The sequence below is a fragment of the Streptomyces sp. NPDC007907 genome, from assembly GCF_042959365.1.
GTDB lineage: Bacteria > Actinomycetota > Actinomycetes > Streptomycetales > Streptomycetaceae > Streptomyces > Streptomyces indiaensis.
The window spans coordinates 334195-353497 of sequence record NZ_JBIBKR010000007.1 but is presented as its reverse complement, the minus strand read 5'-3'; the positions used below and the strand labels follow the sequence as shown (position 1 = coordinate 353497).

The following is a 19303-nucleotide window of genomic DNA, read 5'->3' as shown; positions in this document are numbered from 1 at the left end:
CAGGGCCGACCGCCCTGATCAGCACTCAGCCCCACCGACCCACCAGGACCGCCTCCGTGACTACGATCACCCCCGAGCCCGGCAACCAGAGCAGCACCCGCCCCTCGCTTCGCCCGGAGGCGGGTGCGCCCGGTACGCTCACCGCCGTGCCACACGCTGATCAGTCCCAAATCACCCAGAAGGGCCATCCCGTGACATACCCCGGGCCGCCCAGGCCGGTGCACGTCTCCGCCACACCCCTCGCGGAACTCGCCGATCAGCTGGGCGCTTCCCTGCCGGAGAGCGCCGCCGAGGTCACGGGCATCACCCATGACTCGCGCGCCGTACGCCCCGGCGACCTGTACGCCGCCCTCCCGGGGGCCCGGCTGCACGGTGCCGACTTCGTCAACCAGGCCGCGGGTCTCGGTGCCGCCGCCGTGCTGACCGACCCGACCGGCGCCGAGCGCGCCGCCGCGTCCGGGCTGCCGGTCCTGGTCGTCGACGACCCGCGCGCGCAGATGGGCGAGCTGGCCGCCACGATCTACGGCCACCCCGGCCGTGACCTGCTCCAGATCGGCATCACCGGCACCTCCGGCAAGACCACCACCGCCTACCTCGTCGAGGGCGGCCTGAGGACGGTGCGGTCCACCGGCCTGATCGGCACGGTCGAGATGCGCATCGGCGACGAGCGCATCAAGTCCGAGCGCACCACCCCCGAAGCCACCGACCTCCAGGCCCTTTTCGCCGTCATGCGCGAACGCGGTGTGGACGCGGTCGCCATGGAGGTCTCCAGCCACGCCCTGGTCCTCGGCCGGGTCGACGGCTGCGTCTTCGACATCGGCGTCTTCACCAACCTCAGCCCGGAGCACATGGAGTTCCACTCCGGCATGGAGGACTACTTCCAGGCGAAGGCGCAGCTCTTCACCCCGAAACGGGGCAAACTCGGCGTGGTCAACGTCGACGACGAGTACGGGCGCAGGCTGGCCAAGGAGGCCACCGTCCCGGTCGTCACCTACTCCGCCGAGGGCCACCCCGACGCCGACTGGCGCGCCGAGGACGTCCGGGTCGGCCGGCTGGACTCGACGTTCACCGTCATCGGCCCCAAGGGTGAGCGGATCGCCGCCAAGTCGCCGCTGCCCGGCCCGTTCAACGTGGCCAACACCCTCGCCGCGATCGTCGCCCTCGCCGTCGCCGGGCTCGACCCGCAGGCCGCCGCCGACGGCGTCGCCGCCGTGCCGGGCGTGCCGGGCCGCCTGGAGCGCGTGGACGCCGGGCAGCCCTACCTCGCGGTCGTCGACTACGCCCACAAGACGGACGCGGTCGAGTCCGTGCTGCGCGCCCTGCGCAAGGTCACCGAGGGCAGGCTGCACATCGTCCTCGGCTGCGGCGGCGACCGGGACCGGACCAAGCGCGAGCCCATGGGCGCCGCCGCGGCGCGGCTGGCCGACACCGCCGTGCTGACCTCCGACAACCCCCGCGGTGAGGACCCCCTCGCGATCCTCGCCACGATGCTCCGGGGCGCGGCGTCCGTGCCCGCGCACGAGCGCGGCGAGGTGCAGGTCTTCGAGGACCGGGCCGCCGCGATCGCCGCCGCCGTCGCCCGTGCCGAGCCCGGCGACACCGTGCTGGTCGCGGGCAAGGGCCACGAGCAGGGCCAGGACATCGCCGGTGTGGTCCGTCCCTTCGACGACCGCCAGGTGCTGCGCGAAGCCATCCGGAAGACCCAGGGATGAAAATCCAGAAGACCCAGGGGATGAACTTGTGATCGCCCTCTCCCTCGCCGAGATCGCAGAAGTCGTCGGCGGGCAGACGCACGACATACCGGATCCGTCCGTCCAGGTCACCGGCCCGGTGGTCCGGGACTCCCGAGAGGCGGGGCCGGGCAGTCTGTTCGTGGCCTTCGCCGGCGAACGCGTGGACGGCCACGACTTCGCGGCCGGGGTCGTCGAGGCCGGAGCGGTGGCCGTGCTCGGCACCCGGCCCGTCGGCGTCCCCGCGATCGTCGTGGACGACGTCCAGACCGCCCTCGGCGCCCTCGCCCGGCACGTCGTGGCCCGCCTCGGCGCCACGCTCGTCGCCCTCACCGGCTCGGCGGGCAAGACCAGCACCAAGGACCTCATCGCGCAGGTGCTGCAGCGCAAGGCACCGACGGTGTTCACGCCCGGCTCGCTCAACAACGAGATCGGGCTGCCGCTGACCGCGCTCAGCGCCACCGAGGAGACGCGGTTCCTCGTCCTGGAGATGGGCGCCCGCGGCATCGGGCACATCCGCTACCTCACCGGCCTGACGCCCCCGAAGGTCGGTCTCGTCCTCAACGTCGGCAGCGCCCACATCGGCGAGTTCGGCGGCCGCGAGCAGATCGCCCAGGCCAAGGGCGAACTCGTCGAGGCCCTGCCGTCCGAGGCCGACGGCGGCACCGCGATCCTCAACGCGGACGACCCCTACGTACGGGCCATGGCCTCCCGTACGAAGGCGAAGGTGCTCTTTTTCGGAGAGTCCGGCGAAGCGGACGTTCGCGCCGAGAACGTGCGACTCACGGACACCGGACAGCCCTCGTTCAGGCTTCACACACCCTCCGGTGCAAGCGATGTGACCATGCGCCTGTACGGTGAGCACCACGTGTCGAACGCGCTCGCCGCGGCCGCCGTCGCCCACGAGTTGGGCATGTCCGCTGACGAGATCGCCGTCGCGCTCTCCGAGGCGGGCTCCCTCTCCCGCTGGCGGATGGAGGTCACCGAGCGCCCGGACGGCGTGACGGTCGTCAACGACGCCTACAACGCGAACCCCGAGTCGATGAAGGCCGCGCTGCGCGCGCTCGTGGCCATCGGAAAGGGGCGTCGCACGTGGGCGGTGCTCGGCAAGATGGCCGAGCTCGGGGACGAGGCTCTCGCCGAGCACGACGCGGTCGGACGGCTCGCCGTCCGGCTCAACGTCAGCAAGCTCGTCGCGGTCGGTGGCAGGGAAGCCGCCTGGCTGCAACTGGGCGCATATAACGAGGGTTCGTGGGGTGAGGAGTCGGTGCACGTGTCCGACGCACAGGCGGCGGTCGACCTGTTGCGCAGCGAGCTGCGCCCGGGGGACGTCGTGCTCGTGAAGGCGTCCCGTTCGGTCGGCCTGGAGAGCGTGGCGCAGGCGCTCATCGAGACCGGTGCCGAGGGTGAGGTTTCCGCCCGATGATGAAGCAGATCCTGTTCGCAGGAGTCATTGGCCTCTTCCTGACCCTGGTCGGCACCCCGCTGCTGATCAAGCTGCTCGCCCGCAAGGGCTACGGCCAGTACATCCGCGACGACGGCCCGCGCGAGCACGCCAGCAAGCGCGGTACGCCGACCATGGGCGGTATCGCCTTCATCCTGGCCACGGTCGCCGCGTACTTCCTGGCCAAGGTGATCACGGGCTATCTGGACCCGGACGTCGACGCGGCCCCGACTTTCTCGGGCCTGCTGGTGCTCGGCCTGATGGTCGGCATGGGCCTGGTCGGCTTCCTCGACGACTACATCAAGATCGTCAAACGGCGTTCCCTCGGCCTGCGCGCCAAGGCGAAGATGGCCGGCCAGCTGATCGTCGGCGTCAGCTTCGCGGTGCTGTCGCTGCAGTTCGCGGACAACCGCGGCAACACCCCGGCCTCCACCAAGCTGTCGTTCATCACGGACTTCGGCTGGACGATCGGCCCCGTGCTGTTCGTGGTCTGGGCGCTGTTCATGATCCTCGCCATGTCGAACGGCGTGAACCTGACCGACGGTCTGGACGGTCTGGCCACCGGCGCCTCGGTGCTCGTCTTCGGCGCCTACACCTTCATCGGTGTCTGGCAGTTCCAGGAGTCCTGCGCCAACGCGCAGACACTGACCAACCCGGGCGCCTGCTACGAGGTGCGCGACCCCCTCGACCTCGCGGTGGTCGCCTCCGCGCTGATGGGCGCCTGCCTCGGCTTCCTGTGGTGGAACACCTCGCCGGCCAAGATCTTCATGGGCGACACCGGTTCGCTCGCCCTCGGCGGTGTGCTCGCCGGCCTCGCGATCTGCTCGCGCACCGAACTGCTGATGGCCATCCTCGGCGGCCTCTTCGTCCTGATCACCATGTCCGTGGTGATCCAGGTCGGCTCGTTCCGCCTCACCGGGAAGCGCGTCTTCCGGATGGCACCGCTCCAGCACCACTTCGAACTCAAGGGCTGGTCCGAAGTGCTCGTCGTGGTCCGCTTCTGGATCATCCAGGGCATTTGTGTCATCGTCGGACTCGGCCTCTTCTACGCAGGATGGGCAGCGGACAAGTGACCACCTCGGAGCCCTTCGACTTCCAGGGCACGCACGTCACCGTGGCGGGACTCGGCGTCTCGGGCGTCCCGGCCGCCAAGGTGCTGCACGGCCTGGGCGCGATCGTCACGGTCGTCAACGACGGTGCCGACGAGCGTGCGCGGGCGCAGGCGGCCGACCTGGAGGCGCTTGGCGTCTCCGTGCGTCTCGGTGACGGCGAGACGCTGCCGGAGGGCACCGAGCTGATCGTCACCGCGCCCGGCTGGCAGCCGGACAAGCCGCTGTTCGCGGCGGCGGAGCGGGCGGGCGTCCCGGTCTGGGGCGACGTCGAACTGGCCTGGCGCCTGCGCGGCCCCGACGCCGCCGACTGGCTCGCCGTCACCGGCACCAACGGCAAGACCACCACCGTCCAGATGCTGGCGTCGATCCTGAAGGCGGCGGGCCTGCGCACGGCCGCCGTCGGCAACATCGGCGTCTCCCTGCTGGACGCGGTGCTCGGCGAGGAACAGTACGACGTGCTCGCCGTGGAGCTGTCCAGCTACCAGCTGCACTGGGCGCCCTCCCTGCGCGCCCACTCGGCCGCGGTGCTCAACCTCGCCCCGGACCACCTCGACTGGCACGGCTCCATGAAGGCGTACGCCGCCGACAAGGGCCGCATCTACGAGGGCAACCGCGTCGCCTGTGTCTACAACGTGGCCGACAAGGCCACCGAGGACCTGGTCCGCGAGGCCGACGTCGAGGAGGGCTGCCGGGCCATCGGCTTCACGCTGGGCACGCCCGGGCCCTCCCAACTCGGCGTCGTCGAGGGCATCCTGGTCGACCGCGCCTTCGTCGAGAACCGGCACAAGAACGCCCAGGAACTCGCCGAGGTCGCCGACGTCAACCCGCCGGCCCCGCACAACATCGCCAACGCCCTCGCGGCTGCGGCCCTCGCCCGCGCCTACGGCGTGCCCGCCAGGGCCGTACGGGACGGCCTGCGGGCCTTCACCCCGGACGCGCACCGCATCGCCCACGTCGCGGACGTGGACGGCGTCGCGTACGTCGACGACTCCAAGGCCACCAACACGCATGCGGCGGAAGCCTCGTTGGCGGCCTACGACCCGATCGTGTGGATCGCGGGCGGCCTCGCGAAGGGTGCGACCTTCGACGAACTGGTCGCCAAGTCGGCGAAGCGGCTGCGGGGCGCCGTGCTGATCGGCGCGGACCGCGCCCTCATTTGGGAAGCCCTGGCGCGACACGCCCCGCAGGTACCGGTCGTCGACCTCGACCGGACCGACACTGGGGCGATGCGCGCGGCGGTCCAGGAGGCGCGGAAACTCGCTCAGCCGGGTGACACGGTGCTGCTGGCTCCGGCCTGTGCCTCGATGGACATGTTCGCCAATTACAACAAGCGCGGGGACGCCTTCGCGGACGCCGTCCGTGAACTCGGCTCCGCCGACGGCTGACCCGGGTCCGCCTCGCCCGGCGGCGGTGCCGGGCGTACCTGGGAGGGACGCGTGACAGGGATGTGGCTGGTGCCCGAGCGGCCTGGGGGCGCGCACCGCGCGACGTCCCCCTCCGGCACGGCAGGGTGAGCGCCGATGCCCACCAGCCGCACCGGACGGCCGCCGACCCCACGCGCCCCCAGGCGCCCCGCCGCGCCCCGGCCCGCACGTGCTGACGGCGTCCTCGGCCTCTACAGCCGCGCACGCAAGGGCTGGGACCGGCCGCTGACCGCCTACTACCTGATCCTCGGCGGCAGTCTGCTGATCACCGTGCTGGGCCTGGTGATGGTCTACTCGGCCTCCCAGATCACCGCGCTGCAGATGTCGCTGCCGGGTTCGTACTTCTTCCGCAAGCAGTTGCTCGCGGCGGGCATCGGCACCGGACTGCTCTTCGCGGCCTCGCGGATGCCGGTGCGACTGCACCGGGCGCTCGCCTACCCCATCCTCGCCGCCGCCGTCTTCCTCATGGCCCTCGTGCAGGTCCCGGGGATAGGGGTCTCGGTCAACGGCAACCAGAACTGGATCTCCCTGGGCGGCTCCTTCCAGATCCAGCCCAGCGAGTTCGGCAAGCTCGCCCTGGTGCTGTGGGGCGCCGACCTGCTGGCCCGCAAGCAGGACAGGAAGCTGCTGAACCAGTGGAAGCACATGCTGGTGCCGCTGGTCCCGGCCGCCTTCATGCTGCTCGGCCTGATCATGATCGGCGGCGACATGGGCACCGCGATCATCCTCACGGCCATCCTGTTCGGCCTGCTCTGGCTGGCCGGGGCGCCCACCCGGCTGTTCGCCGGGGTGCTGTCGATCGCCGCCGTGCTCGGCCTGATCCTCATCAAGACCAGCCCCAACCGCATGGCCCGCCTGCAGTGCCTGGGCGCCACCGAACCCCAGTCGGGGCCCGTCGACTGCTGGCAGGCCGTGCACGGGATCTACGCCCTCGCCTCGGGCGGAATCTTCGGTTCCGGGCTGGGTGCGAGTGTGGAGAAATGGGGCCAACTCCCCGAAGCCCACACCGACTTCATCTTCGCCGTCACCGGTGAGGAACTGGGCCTGGCGGGGACGCTGTCGGTACTCGCCCTCTTCGCGGCTCTAGGCTATGCGGGTATCCGCGTGGCCGGACGCACGGAGGACCCCTTCGTCAGGTATGCCGCGGGAGGCGTGACCACCTGGATCACGGCCCAGGCCGTGATCAACATCGGTGCGGTGCTCGGTCTGCTGCCGATCGCCGGCGTCCCCCTCCCGCTGTTCTCCTACGGGGGATCCGCCCTGCTGCCGACCATGTTCGCCATCGGGCTGCTGATCGCCTTCGCGCGTCAGGACCCCGCTGCGCGGATGGCGCTTGCGATGCGGCAACCCCGCTTTGGTAGAAAGCGGGGGGCGGGGGGCGCCGGTTCCGGCCGGAGTCCCCGGAGATGGAACACGATGCGACGGCGTGCCTCGGCGGCACGCTCGTCCGGAGAGCGGTGAATTTCGGTGCATGTCGTACTCGCCGGCGGAGGAACCGCGGGCCACATCGAGCCCGCGCTCGCCCTCGCGGACGCCCTGCGCAGGCAGGACCCGAGCGTGGGCATCACGGCCCTGGGCACGGAGCGCGGCCTCGAGACCCGGCTCGTACCCGAGCGCGGGTACGAACTCGCGCTGATCCCCGCCGTTCCGCTGCCGCGCAAGCCCACCCCCGAGCTGATCACCGTCCCGGGCCGGCTGCGCGGCACCATCAAGGCGACCGAGCAGATCCTGGAGCGCACCAAGGCGGACGCCGTGGTCGGCTTCGGCGGCTACGTCGCCCTGCCCGGCTACCTGGCGGCCAAGCGCCTTGGCGTGCCGATCGTGATCCACGAGGCCAACGCCCGCCCGGGCCTGGCCAACAAGATCGGCTCGCGGTACGCCAGCCAGGTCGCCGTCTCCACGCCCGACAGCAAGCTGCGGGGCGCCCGCTACATCGGCATCCCACTGCGCCGCTCCATCGCGACCCTGGACCGGGCCGCCGTACGCCCCGAGGCCCGGGCCGCGTTCGGCCTCGACCCGAACCTGCCCACGTTGCTGGTCACCGGCGGCTCCCAGGGCGCCCGGCGCCTGAACGAGGTCGTCCAGCAGGTCGCGCCCTGGCTTCAGCAGGCGGGAATCCAGATCCTGCACGCGGTCGGCCCGAAGAACGAACTGCCGCAGGTCCACCAGATGCCGGGAATGCCCCCCTATGTGCCGGTAAGTTACCTGGACCGGATGGACCTCGCGTACGCCGCGGCCGACATGATGCTCTGCCGTGCGGGCGCGATGACCGTCGCCGAACTCTCCGCCGTCGGGCTCCCGGCCGCCTATGTCCCGCTGCCCATCGGCAACGGCGAACAGCGGCTCAACGCCCAGCCGGTGGTCAAGGCCGGCGGCGGACTGCTGGTGGACGACGCGGAACTGACGCCCGAGTGGGTCCAGCACAACGTCCTGCCCGTGCTCGCCGACCCGCACCGGCTGTACCAGATGTCCCGCGCCGCCGCCGAGTTCGGCCGCCGGGACGCCGACGACCTGCTCGTCGGCATGGTGTACGAGGCGATCGCCGCCAGTCGTGCACACCGATAGGACTGTATGACGGAAGGCAGGGAGCGTGGCCGGATCGACCACCGCCGAACGCGGTGAACGCCAGCAGGAGTCGTCCGGCCCGCCGCCCCGTCTGCGGTCGCGGCGCGCCCGGCTGCGCGCACTCGTCCTCCTGGGCCTCGCCCTGGTCTTCCTCGGCATCCCGACGGTCTGGCTGTTCTACGGCTCCGGCTGGCTGCGTGCCGAGCAGGTCTCGGTCTCCGGCACCCGGGTCCTGACACCGGCTCAGGTCGAGGCGGCGGCCGACGTTCCGCTCGGGGAGCCGCTGATTTCCGTCGACACCGATGCGATCGAGGCACGGCTGCGCCGGAAATTGCCCCGAATTGACGCGGTTGACGTGGTCCGTTCCTGGCCCCACGGAATCGACCTGAAAGTGGTTGAGCGGACTCCGGTTCTGATTGTCCAAAAGGGCGGAAAGTTCGTCGAAGTGGACGATGACGGTGTCCGCTTCGCCACGGTTTCCAAGGCCCCGAAAGGCGTCCCCGCGCTGGAATTGACGCTCTCCCGGTCCGGCTCCGCCGCCGCGAGCCTGCGCCGCTTCGGCGAGGCCCGGCTGGTGCGCGAGGCCGTCGGCGTCGCCCGAAAGGTTCCGGCCGCCGTCGCCCGCGAGACACGCACCGTCGAGGTCCGTTCCTTTGACGACATCTCGCTGGAGTTGAGGGGCGGCCGTACGGTCGCCTGGGGGAGCAGTGAGAAGGGCGCCGCGAAGGCCCGTACTCTCACCGCCCTGATGAAAGCAACGCCCGATGCGGGGTACTTCGACGTGAGTGTGCCCACCGCCCCGGCGTCATCGGGGAGTTGACGCACATCAGCGCAGGCCAGCACCCTGGTTGGGCAGCGCTACGGCTGATCACATAGGGTGAAAAGAAAAACGGGAGGTTCGGCGTGTTCGTTGAACGTGCGCCACTTGTCGACTTAGTGTCCTGTTCAGAAGACTCCAAGGAACGGACACACTGGTAACCCTAAACTTCAGGGTTAGGGTTCGGGTCGGCGATACGGACCGTCCCATTCGGCATCAGTCGTCGGGTCGCGGGGCGCAGAGCGTCACGGTGATTCGGCGACACGTAACTCGAGGCGAGAGGCCTTCGACGTGGCAGCACCGCAGAACTACCTCGCAGTCATCAAAGTCATCGGTGTCGGCGGCGGTGGTGTCAATGCCATCAACCGGATGATCGAGGTCGGTCTCAAGGGCGTCGAGTTCATCGCCATCAACACCGACGCGCAAGCCCTGTTGATGAGCGACGCCGACGTCAAGCTCGACGTCGGCCGGGAACTCACCCGCGGACTCGGCGCCGGAGCCAACCCGGCCGTCGGCCGCAAGGCCGCCGAGGACCACCGCGAGGAGATCGAGGAGGTCCTCAAGGGGGCCGACATGGTCTTCGTGACAGCCGGAGAAGGCGGCGGCACCGGCACCGGCGGCGCGCCCGTCGTGGCCAACATCGCGCGCTCGCTCGGCGCCCTCACCATCGGTGTGGTCACGCGCCCGTTCACCTTCGAGGGGCGGCGCCGCGCGAACCAGGCCGAGGACGGCATCGCCGAACTCCGCGAAGAGGTCGACACCCTCATCGTCATCCCGAACGACCGGCTGCTGTCCATCTCGGACCGCCAGGTCTCGGTGCTCGACGCCTTCAAGTCGGCCGACCAGGTCCTGCTCTCGGGTGTCCAGGGCATCACCGACCTCATCACCACCCCGGGCCTCATCAACCTCGACTTCGCCGACGTCAAGTCGGTCATGTCCGAGGCCGGCTCGGCCCTGATGGGCATCGGCTCCGCCCGCGGCGACGACCGCGCGGTGGCCGCCGCCGAGATGGCGATCTCCTCGCCGCTCCTCGAGGCGTCCATCGACGGCGCCCGCGGTGTCCTGCTCTCCATCTCCGGCGGCTCCGACCTCGGCCTGTTCGAGATCAACGAGGCCGCCCAGCTGGTCAGCGAGGCCGCCCACCCCGAGGCCAACATCATCTTCGGCGCGGTGATCGACGACGCCCTCGGCGACGAGGTACGGGTCACCGTGATCGCGGCCGGCTTCGACGGCGGCCAGCCGCCCGCCAAGCGGGACAACGTCCTCGGCTCGTCCTCGGCCAAGCGCGAGGAGCCGGCCCCGGTCCGGCAGACCGAGAGCCGCCCGTCCTTCGGTTCGCTCGGCAGCGTGACCCCGAAGGAGGACCCGGAGCCCGCTCCGGAGCCGGTCAAGGACATCCCGGTCGCCCCGCCGGTCCCGCCGGCGCCGCGCACCTACTCGGACAGTGCGGCCGAGGAACTGGACGTACCGGACTTCCTCAAGTGATCCTTCAATCGTGATAGGACAGCGCGAAAGCGCGAGCGGCGCGCACTTCGGCTTCACCGACCGGTGGGGCGGGGTGAGCGCCGCTCCGTATGAGGAGCTCAACCTCGGCGGAGCGGTCGGCGACGATCCCGAGGCCGTGCGCACCAACCGGGACCTGGCCGCCAAGTCCCTCGGTCTCGAAACGGACCGGGTCGTCTGGATGAACCAGGTGCACGGGGCGGACGTGGCGGTGGTGGACGGGCCGTGGGGATCGTCGGCCCCGGTCCCGTCGGTCGACGCCATCGTCACCACGCGCCGGGGGCTCGCCCTCGCCGTGCTCACCGCCGACTGCGTACCGGTGCTGCTCGCCGACCCCGTCGCCGGCATCGCCGCCGCGGCCCACGCGGGCCGGCCCGGCATGATCGCCGGGGTCGTCCCGGCCGCGGTGCGCGCGATGGCGGAACTGGGCGCCGAGCCCTCCCGGATCGTCGCCCGCACCGGGCCCACTGTCTGCGGCCGGTGCTACGAAGTGCCCGAGGCGATGCGCGCCGAGGTGTCCGCCGTCGAGCCGGCGGCGTACGCCGAGACGAGCTGGGGCACACCGGCGGTCGACGTGAGCGCCGGAGTGCACGCCCAGCTGGAACGGCTCGGGGTGCGCGACCGGCAGCAGTCGCCGGTGTGCACGCTGGAGTCGCGCGATCACTTCTCGTACCGCCGCGACCGCATCACCGGTCGGCTCGCGGGTTATGTGTGGCTGGACTGACAGGACATGACGGACCGTAAGGACGAACTCGCCGCGAACCTGGCGAAAGTGGAACGGCGTATCGCCGATGCGTGCGCGGCCGCGGGGCGGGCACGCGACGAGGTGACCCTGATCGTGGTCACCAAGACCTACCCCGCGAGCGACGTGCGGATCCTCGCGGAACTCGGCGTCAGGCACGTCGCCGAGAACCGCGACCAGGACGCGGCCCCCAAGGCCGAGGCCTGCTCGGATTTGCCCCTCACCTGGCACTTCGTGGGTCAACTCCAGACCAACAAGGTGCGTTCGGTGGTCGGTTACGCGGATTTCGTGCAGTCCGTCGATCGTTCCAAGCTCGTCACAGCTTTGTCGAAGGAGGCGGTCCGGGCCGGACGCGAACTGGGATGCCTCCTCCAGGTCGCGCTCGACGCTGGTGAGAGCGCCCGTGGTGAGCGCGGCGGCGTCGCGCCCGACGGAATCGCGGAGCTGGCCGACCTCGTGGCCGGGGCGCCGGGACTGCGGCTCGACGGACTGATGACCGTCGCGCCGCTCACCGGCGAGTACGCGGGACGCGAATTGGCCGCCTTCGAGCGGGTGATGGTTTTGTCGACCGACCTGCGCCGGACTCACGGGGCTGCCACCATGGTCTCGGCAGGGATGAGTACGGACCTCGAACAGGCCGTGACGGCCGGAGCGACACATGTGCGCGTCGGCAGCGCGGTACTCGGAGTCCGCCCCAGGCTCGGGTAACGTCGCCAAGAAGTCGGACCACAGCAGAAAATATGGTCATTGCCGCCGATAGGCGGATTCAAGGACCACGTGGATCGCGGGCACTTGGCAGTCGTCAGCCGATCCACCACAGAGCGGAGGACTCAGAGCATGGCCGGCGCGATGCGCAAGATGGCGGTCTACCTCGGCCTCGTGGAGGACGATGGGTACGACGGCCGCGGATTCGACCCCGACGACGACTTCGAACCCGAACTGGACCCGGAGCCCGAGCGGGACCACCGACGGCACGAGCCGTCCCACCAGCCGCACGTCTCACATCAGCCCCAAAGGGACGAAGAGGTACGAGTCGTACAACCCTCCGTGCCTCGCGAACCGGCCCCCCGCTCCGCTTCGCTCCCCGCGGAATCCAGCCGCCCGGCGCGCATCGCGCCCGTGGCATCCATCACACAAGAACGCGCAAATTTGGAGAAGAACGCACCGGTGATCATGCCCAAGGTCGTGTCCGAACGAGAGCCTTACCGGATCACCACGCTTCACCCGCGGACCTACAACGAGGCCCGTACCATCGGGGAACACTTCCGTGAAGGCACCCCGGTGATCATGAATCTGACTGAGATGGACGACACAGATGCGAAGCGACTTGTCGACTTTGCGGCCGGTTTGGTGTTTGGTCTTCACGGCAGTATCGAGCGGGTGACGCAGAAGGTGTTCCTGTTGTCGCCTGCTAACGTCGATGTCACGGCGGAGGACAAGGCCCGCATCGCAGAGGGCGGGTTCTTCAACCAGAGCTGAGACGCACCACCGGAACAGCAGTACCGAGCAGGGCACAGGGGAGAGGGACGCAAGAGGTCATGAGCGTGGTTTTGGATGTCGTCTACATCGCGCTGATGTGCTTCCTCATCGTGCTCATCTTCCGACTGGTCATGGACTATGTCTTCCAGTTCGCCCGCTCATGGCAACCCGGCAAGGCGATGGTGGTCGTTCTGGAGGCCACCTACACTGTCACCGATCCACCGCTCAAGCTTCTGCGGCGGGTCATTCCGCCGCTGCGTCTCGGGGGCGTGGCGCTAGACCTGTCCTTCTTCGTACTGATGATCATCGTCTACATCCTGATCTCGATCGTGAGCCGGCTGTGATGAGCGATGTGACCTACCGTCTTGCCGAATGCCGACGACTACGTTGAGGTGAAGAGATGCCGTTGACCCCCGAGGACGTGCGGAACAAGCAGTTCACGACCGTCCGCCTCCGAGAAGGCTATGACGAGGACGAGGTCGATGCCTTCCTCGACGAGGTCGAAGCCGAACTGACCCGCCTGCTCCGGGAGAACGAGGACCTGCGCGCCAAACTGGCCGCGGCCACGCGCGCTGCTGCGCAGAACCAGCAGAACATGCGCAAGCCTCCGGAGCCGCAGCAGGATCAGCAGCAACAGCAGCAGGGCATGCGCGGTCCCGGCGGTCCTGTCCCCGCCGGCATATCGGGCCCGCCGCAGCAGCAGATGGGTGGCCCCATGGGTGGTCCGCCCCAGCTGCCGAGCGGTGCCCCGCAGCTGCCCGCCGGTCCCGGCGGTCAGGGTGGACCCCAGGGTCCCGGCCCGATGGGTCAGGGTCCGGGTCCGATGGGCCAGCCCCCGATGCAGCAGCAGATGGGCGGCCCCATGGGCGGCCCCGGCCCGATGGGCGGTCCGATGGGCGGCCCCGGTCAGGGAGGCCCCGGTGGCGACAGCGCCGCCCGTGTCCTCTCGCTGGCCCAGCAGACCGCCGACCAGGCGATCGCGGAGGCCCGTTCCGAGGCCAACAAGATCGTCGGCGAGGCGCGTTCGCGTGCCGAGGGTCTGGAGCGTGACGCCCGTGCCAAGGCCGACGCCCTGGAGCGGGACGCGCAGGAGAAGCACCGCGTCGCGATGGGCTCCCTGGAGTCCGCCCGCGCCACGCTGGAGCGCAAGGTCGAGGACCTGCGCGGCTTCGAGCGCGAGTACCGCACGCGCCTGAAGTCGTACCTGGAGTCGCAGCTGCGCCAGCTGGAGACCCAGGCCGACGACTCGCTGGCCCCGCCGCGCACCCCGGCGACCGCGTCCCTCCCGCCGTCCCCGGCGCCTTCCATGGCCCCGGCCGGCGCGAGCGCCCCGTCCTACGGCGGTGGCAACCAGACGATGGGCGGCGCCCCGTCGCCGTCCGGTCCGTCCTACGGCGGTCAGCAGCAGATGTCGCCGGCGATGACCCAGCCGATGGCTCCGGTGCGGCCGCAGGGCCCGTCCCCGATGGGTCAGGCGCCCTCGCCGATGCGGGGCTTCCTGATCGACGAGGATGACAACTGACGGCCTGATGGCCAGTAGTACGGCATAGACGTCGGCAGCGTTCAGGGCGAGGCCCCGGGTGGGAACCCGGGGCCTCGCCCTTTCGCGCTGTGTGCCGTGCCACGTGTGTTCGTGCGTACGCAACGCCGAAGGCCCGGTCCCGCCAAGATCTTTGGCGGGACCGGGCCTTCGGACTGTCCGGCCCTCGGTTACACCTTGCGCAGGCGGAACGTCAGGGACAGGCCCTCGTCGGTGAAGGGCTCGCCGTAGGTGTCGTCCGCCTCGCCCTGGGCGAAGTCGCTGCCGAGCACCTCGTCGGCGATCAGGCCGGCGTGGTCGGTCAGGGCCTCGACCGTCGCCCGGTCCGTGGCCGTCCAGCGCAGCGCGATGCGGTCGGCGACGTCGAGACCGCTGTTCTTGCGGGCCTCCTGGATCAGGCGGATCGCGTCACGGGCCAGGCCCGCCCGGCGCAGCTCCTCGGTGATCTCCAGGTCCAGGGCGACCGTGGCGCCCGCGTCGGAGGCCACCGACCAGCCCTCGCGGGGGGTCTCCGTGATGATGACCTCGTCGGGGGCCAGCGTGACGGTCTCGCCGTCGACCTCCACCGACGCCGTGCCCTCGCGCAGGGCCAGGGACAGGGCGGCCGCGTCCGCGTTCGCCACGGCCTTGGCCACGTCCTGCACCCGCTTGCCGAACCGCTTGCCCAGCGCGCGGAAGTTGGCCTTCGCCGTGGTGTCGACCAGGCTGCCGCCGACCTCGCTGAGCGTCGCCAGGGACTCGACGTTCAGCTCCTCCGTGATCTGCGTGCGCAGTTCGGAGTCCAGGGCGCCGAAACCGGTCGCCGCGATCAGCGCGCGGGACAGCGGCTGACGCGTCTTGACGCCCGACTCCGCGCGCGTGGCACGGCCCAGCTCCACCAGGCGGCGCACCAGCACCATCTGCTTCGACAGCTCCGGGTCGATGGCACCGAGGTCCGCCTTCGGCCAGGACGACAGGTGGACCGACTCGGGGGCGCCCGGGGTGACGGGGACGATCAGGTCCTGCCAGACCCGCTCGGTGATGAACGGGGTCAGCGGGGCCATCAACTGCGTGACCGTCTCGACGACCTCGTGCAGGGTGCGCAGGGCCGCCTTGTCGCCCTGCCAGAAGCGACGGCGGGAGCGGCGCACGTACCAGTTGGACAGGTCGTCGACGAACGCGGAGAGCAGCTTGCCGGCGCGCTGGGTGTCGTAGGCGTCCAGCGCCTGGGTGACCTGGTCGGTGAGCGCGTGCAGCTCCGACAGCAGCCAGCGGTCCAGGACCGGGCGGTCGGCCGGGGCAGGGTCGGCCCCGGACGGGGCCCAGTTCGACGTACGAGCGTAGAGCGCCTGGAAGGCGACCGTGTTCCAGTACGTCAGGAGCGTCTTGCGGACGACCTCCTGGATCGTGCCGTGGCCCACGCGGCGGGCCGCCCAGGGGGAGCCGCCGGCCGCCATGAACCAGCGGACCGCGTCGGCGCCGTGCCGGTCCATGAGCGGGATCGGCTCCAGGGTGTTGCCCAGGTGCTTGGACATCTTGCGGCCGTCCTCGGCGAGGATGTGCCCCAGACAGACCACGTTCTCGTACGAGGACTTGTCGAAGACCAGGGTGCCGACGGCCATCAGTGTGTAGAACCAGCCGCGGGTCTGGTCGATGGCCTCGCAGATGAACTGCGCCGGGTAGCGGGCCTCGAACAGCTCCTTGTTCTTGTACGGGTAGCCCCACTGCGCGAACGGCATCGAGCCCGAGTCGTACCAGGCGTCGATCACCTCGGGCACGCGCGTGGCGGTCTTCCCGCAACCGCCCTGCGGGCAGGCGAAGGTGACCTCGTCGATGAACGGGCGGTGCGGGTCCAGGCCGGACTGGTCGGTGCCGGTCAGCTCGGTCAGCTCCGCGAGGGAGCCGACGCAGGTGAGGTGGTCGTCCTCGCAGCGCCAGATGGGCAGCGGGGTGCCCCAGTAGCGGTTGCGGGACAGCGCCCAGTCGATGTTGTTGTTCAGCCAGTCGCCGTACCGGCCGTGCTTGACCGTCTCCGGGTACCAGTTGGTGCCCTCGTTCTCCGCGAGGAGGCGGTCCTTGAGCGCCGTGGTGCGGATGTACCAGGAGGGCTGCGCGTAGTAGAGCAGCGCGGTGTGGCAGCGCCAGCAGTGCGGGTAGCTGTGCTCGTACGGGATGTGCTTGAAGAGCAGGCCGCGGCTGTCGAGGTCCTCGGTGAGCTTCTCGTCGGCCTTCTTGAAGAAGACGCCGCCCACGAGCGGGACGTCCTCCTCGAAGGTGCCGTCCGGGCGGACCGGGTTCACGACGGGCAGGCCGTAGGAGCGGCAGACCTTGAGGTCGTCCTCACCGAAGGCGGGGGACTGGTGGACCAGACCGGTGCCGTCCTCGGTGGTGACGTACTCGGCGTTGACGACGAAGTGGGCCTCGGCCGGGAATTCCACCAGCTCGAACGGGCGCTGGTACGTCCAGCGCTCCATCTCGGCGCCCGTGAAGGTCTGCCCGGTGGCCTCCCAGCCCTCGCCGAGGGCCTTGGCGAGGAGCGGCTCGGCGACGACGAGCTTCTCCTCGCCGTTGGTCGCGACGACGTAGGTGACCTCGGGGTGGGCGGCGACGGCGGTGTTGGACACCAGGGTCCACGGGGTCGTCGTCCACACCAGGAGCGCGGCCTCGCCGGCGAGCGGGCCGGAGGTGAGCGGGAAGCGGACGAAGACCGAGGGGTCGACGACCGTCTCGTAGCCCTGCGCCAGCTCGTGGTCGGACAGGCCCGTGCCGCAGCGGGGGCACCAGGGTGCGACGCGGTGGTCCTGGACCAGCAGGCCCTTGCCGAAGATCTCCTTCAGCGACCACCAGACCGACTCGATGTACTCGGGGTCCATCGTGCGGTACGGGTCCTGGAGGTCGGTCCAGTAGCCCATGCGGGTCGTGAGCGCCTCGAAGGCGTCCGTGTGCCGGGTCACCGACTCGCGGCACTTCTCGTTGAACTCCGCGATGCCGTACGCCTCGATGTCCTGCTTGCCGGAGAAGCCGAGCTCCTTCTCGACGGCGAGCTCGACCGGGAGGCCGTGGCAGTCCCAGCCGGCCTTGCGGGCGACGTGGTAGCCGCGCATGGTGCGGAAACGGGGGAAGACGTCCTTGAAGACGCGCGCCTCGATGTGGTGGGCGCCGGGCATGCCGTTGGCGGTGGGCGGGCCCTCGTAGAACACCCACTCGGGGCGGCCCTCGGACTGCTCCAGGCTCTTGGCGAAGATCTTCTGCTCGCGCCAGAAGTCGAGCACGGCGTGCTCGAGGGCGGGCAGGTCGACCTGGGCGGGTACCTGGCGGTACGTCGGCGATGTCATCAGCGGGCTTCCTCCGGCGGACTTGCTGCCTTCCGTCCGGAGGGACGAGAGCTACGTCTGCCTGCGCCGCCTTCGGCGCGCTCCCGCGGTACCACCCTCCTTGGCCCTCCGGCACGGGGTGTGCGCCGGCGAGCCCCCTCATTGGGGTCGCGATGCCGGGTCTACCGGCCGTCGCTCACTGGCTCCGGCTTTCTTCCGGCGGCTCCGGGGTGATCTTCACGTCGCGCTCGCCCCCGGGCTTCCACCGTCCCCGGGTCGCTCTGGGCTGCATACGCCGCTACTCGTCCCCATCCACGCTTTTCGCTCCGCCCAGTGTACGGCGCCGCGCGGGCGGCGGCCGACCGGATTTCGCGGCCGTCGGGGGTGGGGGCCGCTTGGGGGTGATATGGGTTTCATAACCCGAATAGCACGGTATAGGTGTTCGGATCCTGGGACGTCCGGCTCGGCGGATTACCGGGCGGGGAGCTGGGCACAACGGATGCAGGTTCGCCGCGCGGCGTGCGCGAGGCGGGCGAATCAGGCGGTGTGCCCCGTTGCCGCGGGACTCGAGTCGATTTATCGTCCCAGCACGATGCGCGAGCAAGATCACAATATGTGAAGGGGCCGCGGCCATGGTGGCGAAGAAGACCGCCGTACAGCAGCCGGCGTCCGGCAGGTCCGCGAAGGCCTCCGGCGGCGCTGCGAAGGACGTGGACGGGAAGAAGTCCGCGCAGGCTTCGGCTGGGCATGCGGCCGAGGCGGCACCGGCCGGAACCGCGGCGGCCGGGAAGGCCACGGCGACGGCATCGGCGGAGCGGGAGCCCACCGGGCGGGCGGCGGGGAAGAAGACGGCGGCGAAGAAGACCGCGGCAGCGACGGAGACCGCGGCGAAGAAAACCGCGGCGGGGAAGAAGACGGTGGCGGGGAAGAAGACGGCGGCAGCGACGAAGACGGCCGGGAAGAAGGCCGCTGCGAAGAGGGCCCCGGCTGGGAAGGGCGCCGGAGGCAGGAGCACCACCACGAAGAGCGCGGCCGGGAAGGGCGCTGCCCGGACCGGCGCGGGCACACAGGACACGGCCGCGACCAGCACGGCCAAGAAGGCGGGTGCGGCCGAGGCCGCGCAGCAGACGGGAGCGACGACGGTGGGTGCGAAGAAGACTCCTGGCCCGGCCACGGCGGCGAAGACCGCCGTTCCGAAGGCACGGGTCGCCGCGGCGGAGCCCGGCGAGCTCGCGGTACGTCCCGGTGAGGACCCCTGGACGGCGGAGGAGGTCGAGGAGGCCCGGTCCGAGCTGACCTCCGAGGAGACCCGGCTGCGTGAGGAGATCACGTCGTCGGAGCGGTCCCTCGCGGGCCTGATGCGGGACTCCGGGGACGGCGCGGGCGACGACCAGGCGGACACCGGCACCAAGAACATCACCCGCGAGCACGAGCTGGCCTTGGCCGCCAACGCGCGCGAGATGCTCCTCCAGACCGAGCGGGCCCTGGGCCGCCTGCACGCGGGCACCTACGGCCTGTGCGAGAACTGCGGCAACCCCATCGGCAAGGCCCGCATGCAGGCCTTCCCCCGGGCCACGCTCTGCGTGGAGTGCAAGCAGAAGCAGGAGCGCCGGTACTGACCGGCCGCCGAATGCCTCCGGAACACGTGGGACGC

The 19303-nt window shown here is 70.5% G+C and carries 15 protein-coding genes; 14 read left to right on the top strand and 1 reads right to left on the bottom strand.

The window, feature by feature from the left end; genetic code table 11:
• The first annotated feature begins 191 nt into the window (after positions 1–191).
• The 13 genes from ACFZDI_RS28860 to ACFZDI_RS28800 all read left to right on the top strand — a co-directional run bounded on the left by ACFZDI_RS28860 (position 192) and on the right by ACFZDI_RS28800 (position 14338).
• Complete coding sequence (locus ACFZDI_RS28860; RefSeq protein ID WP_234845018.1) at positions 192–1712, top strand: UDP-N-acetylmuramoyl-L-alanyl-D-glutamate--2,6-diaminopimelate ligase; 1521 nt, start codon at positions 192–194, stop codon at positions 1710–1712.
• Positions 1713–1740: 28 nt separating this feature from the next.
• Complete coding sequence (murF, locus tag ACFZDI_RS28855; RefSeq protein WP_234845019.1) at positions 1741–3156, top strand: UDP-N-acetylmuramoyl-tripeptide--D-alanyl-D-alanine ligase; 1416 nt, start codon at positions 1741–1743, stop codon at positions 3154–3156.
• Positions 3156–4247: a phospho-N-acetylmuramoyl-pentapeptide-transferase gene (gene mraY / locus ACFZDI_RS28850; RefSeq protein WP_234845052.1), complete on the top strand. Its 1092-nt coding sequence runs from the start codon at positions 3156–3158 to the stop codon at positions 4245–4247. The genes murF and mraY overlap by 1 nt, the downstream gene beginning before the upstream one ends.
• Positions 4229–5671 carry a UDP-N-acetylmuramoyl-L-alanine--D-glutamate ligase gene (gene murD, locus ACFZDI_RS28845; RefSeq protein ID WP_391254278.1) on the top strand — a complete coding sequence of 481 codons (1443 nt, stop codon included), beginning with the start codon at positions 4229–4231 and terminating at the stop codon, positions 5669–5671. The genes mraY and murD overlap by 19 nt, the downstream gene beginning before the upstream one ends.
• A 135-nt stretch (positions 5672–5806) precedes the next feature.
• A complete protein-coding gene (gene ftsW, locus ACFZDI_RS28840; RefSeq protein WP_234845024.1) occupies positions 5807–7171 on the top strand; it encodes a putative lipid II flippase FtsW in 1365 nt (454 codons plus the stop codon).
• Positions 7172–7177: 6 nt separating this feature from the next.
• The gene (murG, locus tag ACFZDI_RS28835) at positions 7178–8275 is read left to right on the top strand and encodes an undecaprenyldiphospho-muramoylpentapeptide beta-N-acetylglucosaminyltransferase (protein ID WP_385662160.1); all 1098 of its coding nucleotides are present in this window, start codon (positions 7178–7180) and stop codon (positions 8273–8275) included.
• A gap of 25 nt (positions 8276–8300) precedes the next feature.
• On the top strand, positions 8301–9095 hold the full coding sequence (locus ACFZDI_RS28830) for an FtsQ-type POTRA domain-containing protein (RefSeq protein WP_391254274.1): 795 nt from the start codon (positions 8301–8303) through the stop codon (positions 9093–9095).
• A 288-nt stretch (positions 9096–9383) separates the two neighbouring features.
• Positions 9384–10577 (top strand): cell division protein FtsZ, encoded by a 1194-nt coding sequence (ftsZ, locus tag ACFZDI_RS28825; protein ID WP_031131993.1) that lies wholly within the window; start codon positions 9384–9386, stop codon positions 10575–10577.
• Positions 10578–10587: 10 nt separating this feature from the next.
• Positions 10588–11319 carry a peptidoglycan editing factor PgeF gene (gene pgeF, locus ACFZDI_RS28820; RefSeq protein WP_391254272.1) on the top strand — a complete coding sequence of 244 codons (732 nt, stop codon included), beginning with the start codon at positions 10588–10590 and terminating at the stop codon, positions 11317–11319.
• Positions 11320–11325: 6 nt separating this feature from the next.
• Positions 11326–12045, top strand: a complete 720-nt coding sequence (locus ACFZDI_RS28815) for a YggS family pyridoxal phosphate-dependent enzyme (RefSeq protein WP_234845029.1) — start codon at positions 11326–11328, stop codon at positions 12043–12045.
• Between the two features lie 129 nt (positions 12046–12174).
• On the top strand, positions 12175–12816 hold the full coding sequence (locus ACFZDI_RS28810; protein ID WP_234845032.1) for a cell division protein SepF: 642 nt from the start codon (positions 12175–12177) through the stop codon (positions 12814–12816).
• A 59-nt stretch (positions 12817–12875) separates the two neighbouring features.
• Positions 12876–13160, top strand: a complete 285-nt coding sequence (locus ACFZDI_RS28805) for a YggT family protein (protein ID WP_030248691.1) — start codon at positions 12876–12878, stop codon at positions 13158–13160.
• Between the two features lie 56 nt (positions 13161–13216).
• Positions 13217–14338: a DivIVA domain-containing protein gene (locus tag ACFZDI_RS28800; RefSeq protein ID WP_234845033.1), complete on the top strand. Its 1122-nt coding sequence runs from the start codon at positions 13217–13219 to the stop codon at positions 14336–14338.
• A gap of 188 nt (positions 14339–14526) precedes the next feature.
• Here the strand turns inward: ACFZDI_RS28800 and ileS are convergent, their stop codons facing one another.
• Positions 14527–17670 carry an isoleucine--tRNA ligase gene (gene ileS / locus ACFZDI_RS28795; RefSeq protein WP_391254269.1) on the bottom strand — a complete coding sequence of 1048 codons (3144 nt, stop codon included), beginning with the start codon at positions 17668–17670 and terminating at the stop codon, positions 14527–14529.
• A gap of 611 nt (positions 17671–18281) precedes the next feature.
• Between ileS and ACFZDI_RS28790 the strand changes: the two genes are divergently transcribed.
• Positions 18282–19268, top strand: a complete 987-nt coding sequence (locus ACFZDI_RS28790; protein WP_391254266.1) for a TraR/DksA C4-type zinc finger protein — start codon at positions 18282–18284, stop codon at positions 19266–19268.
• Positions 19269–19303: the final 35 nt, after the last annotated feature.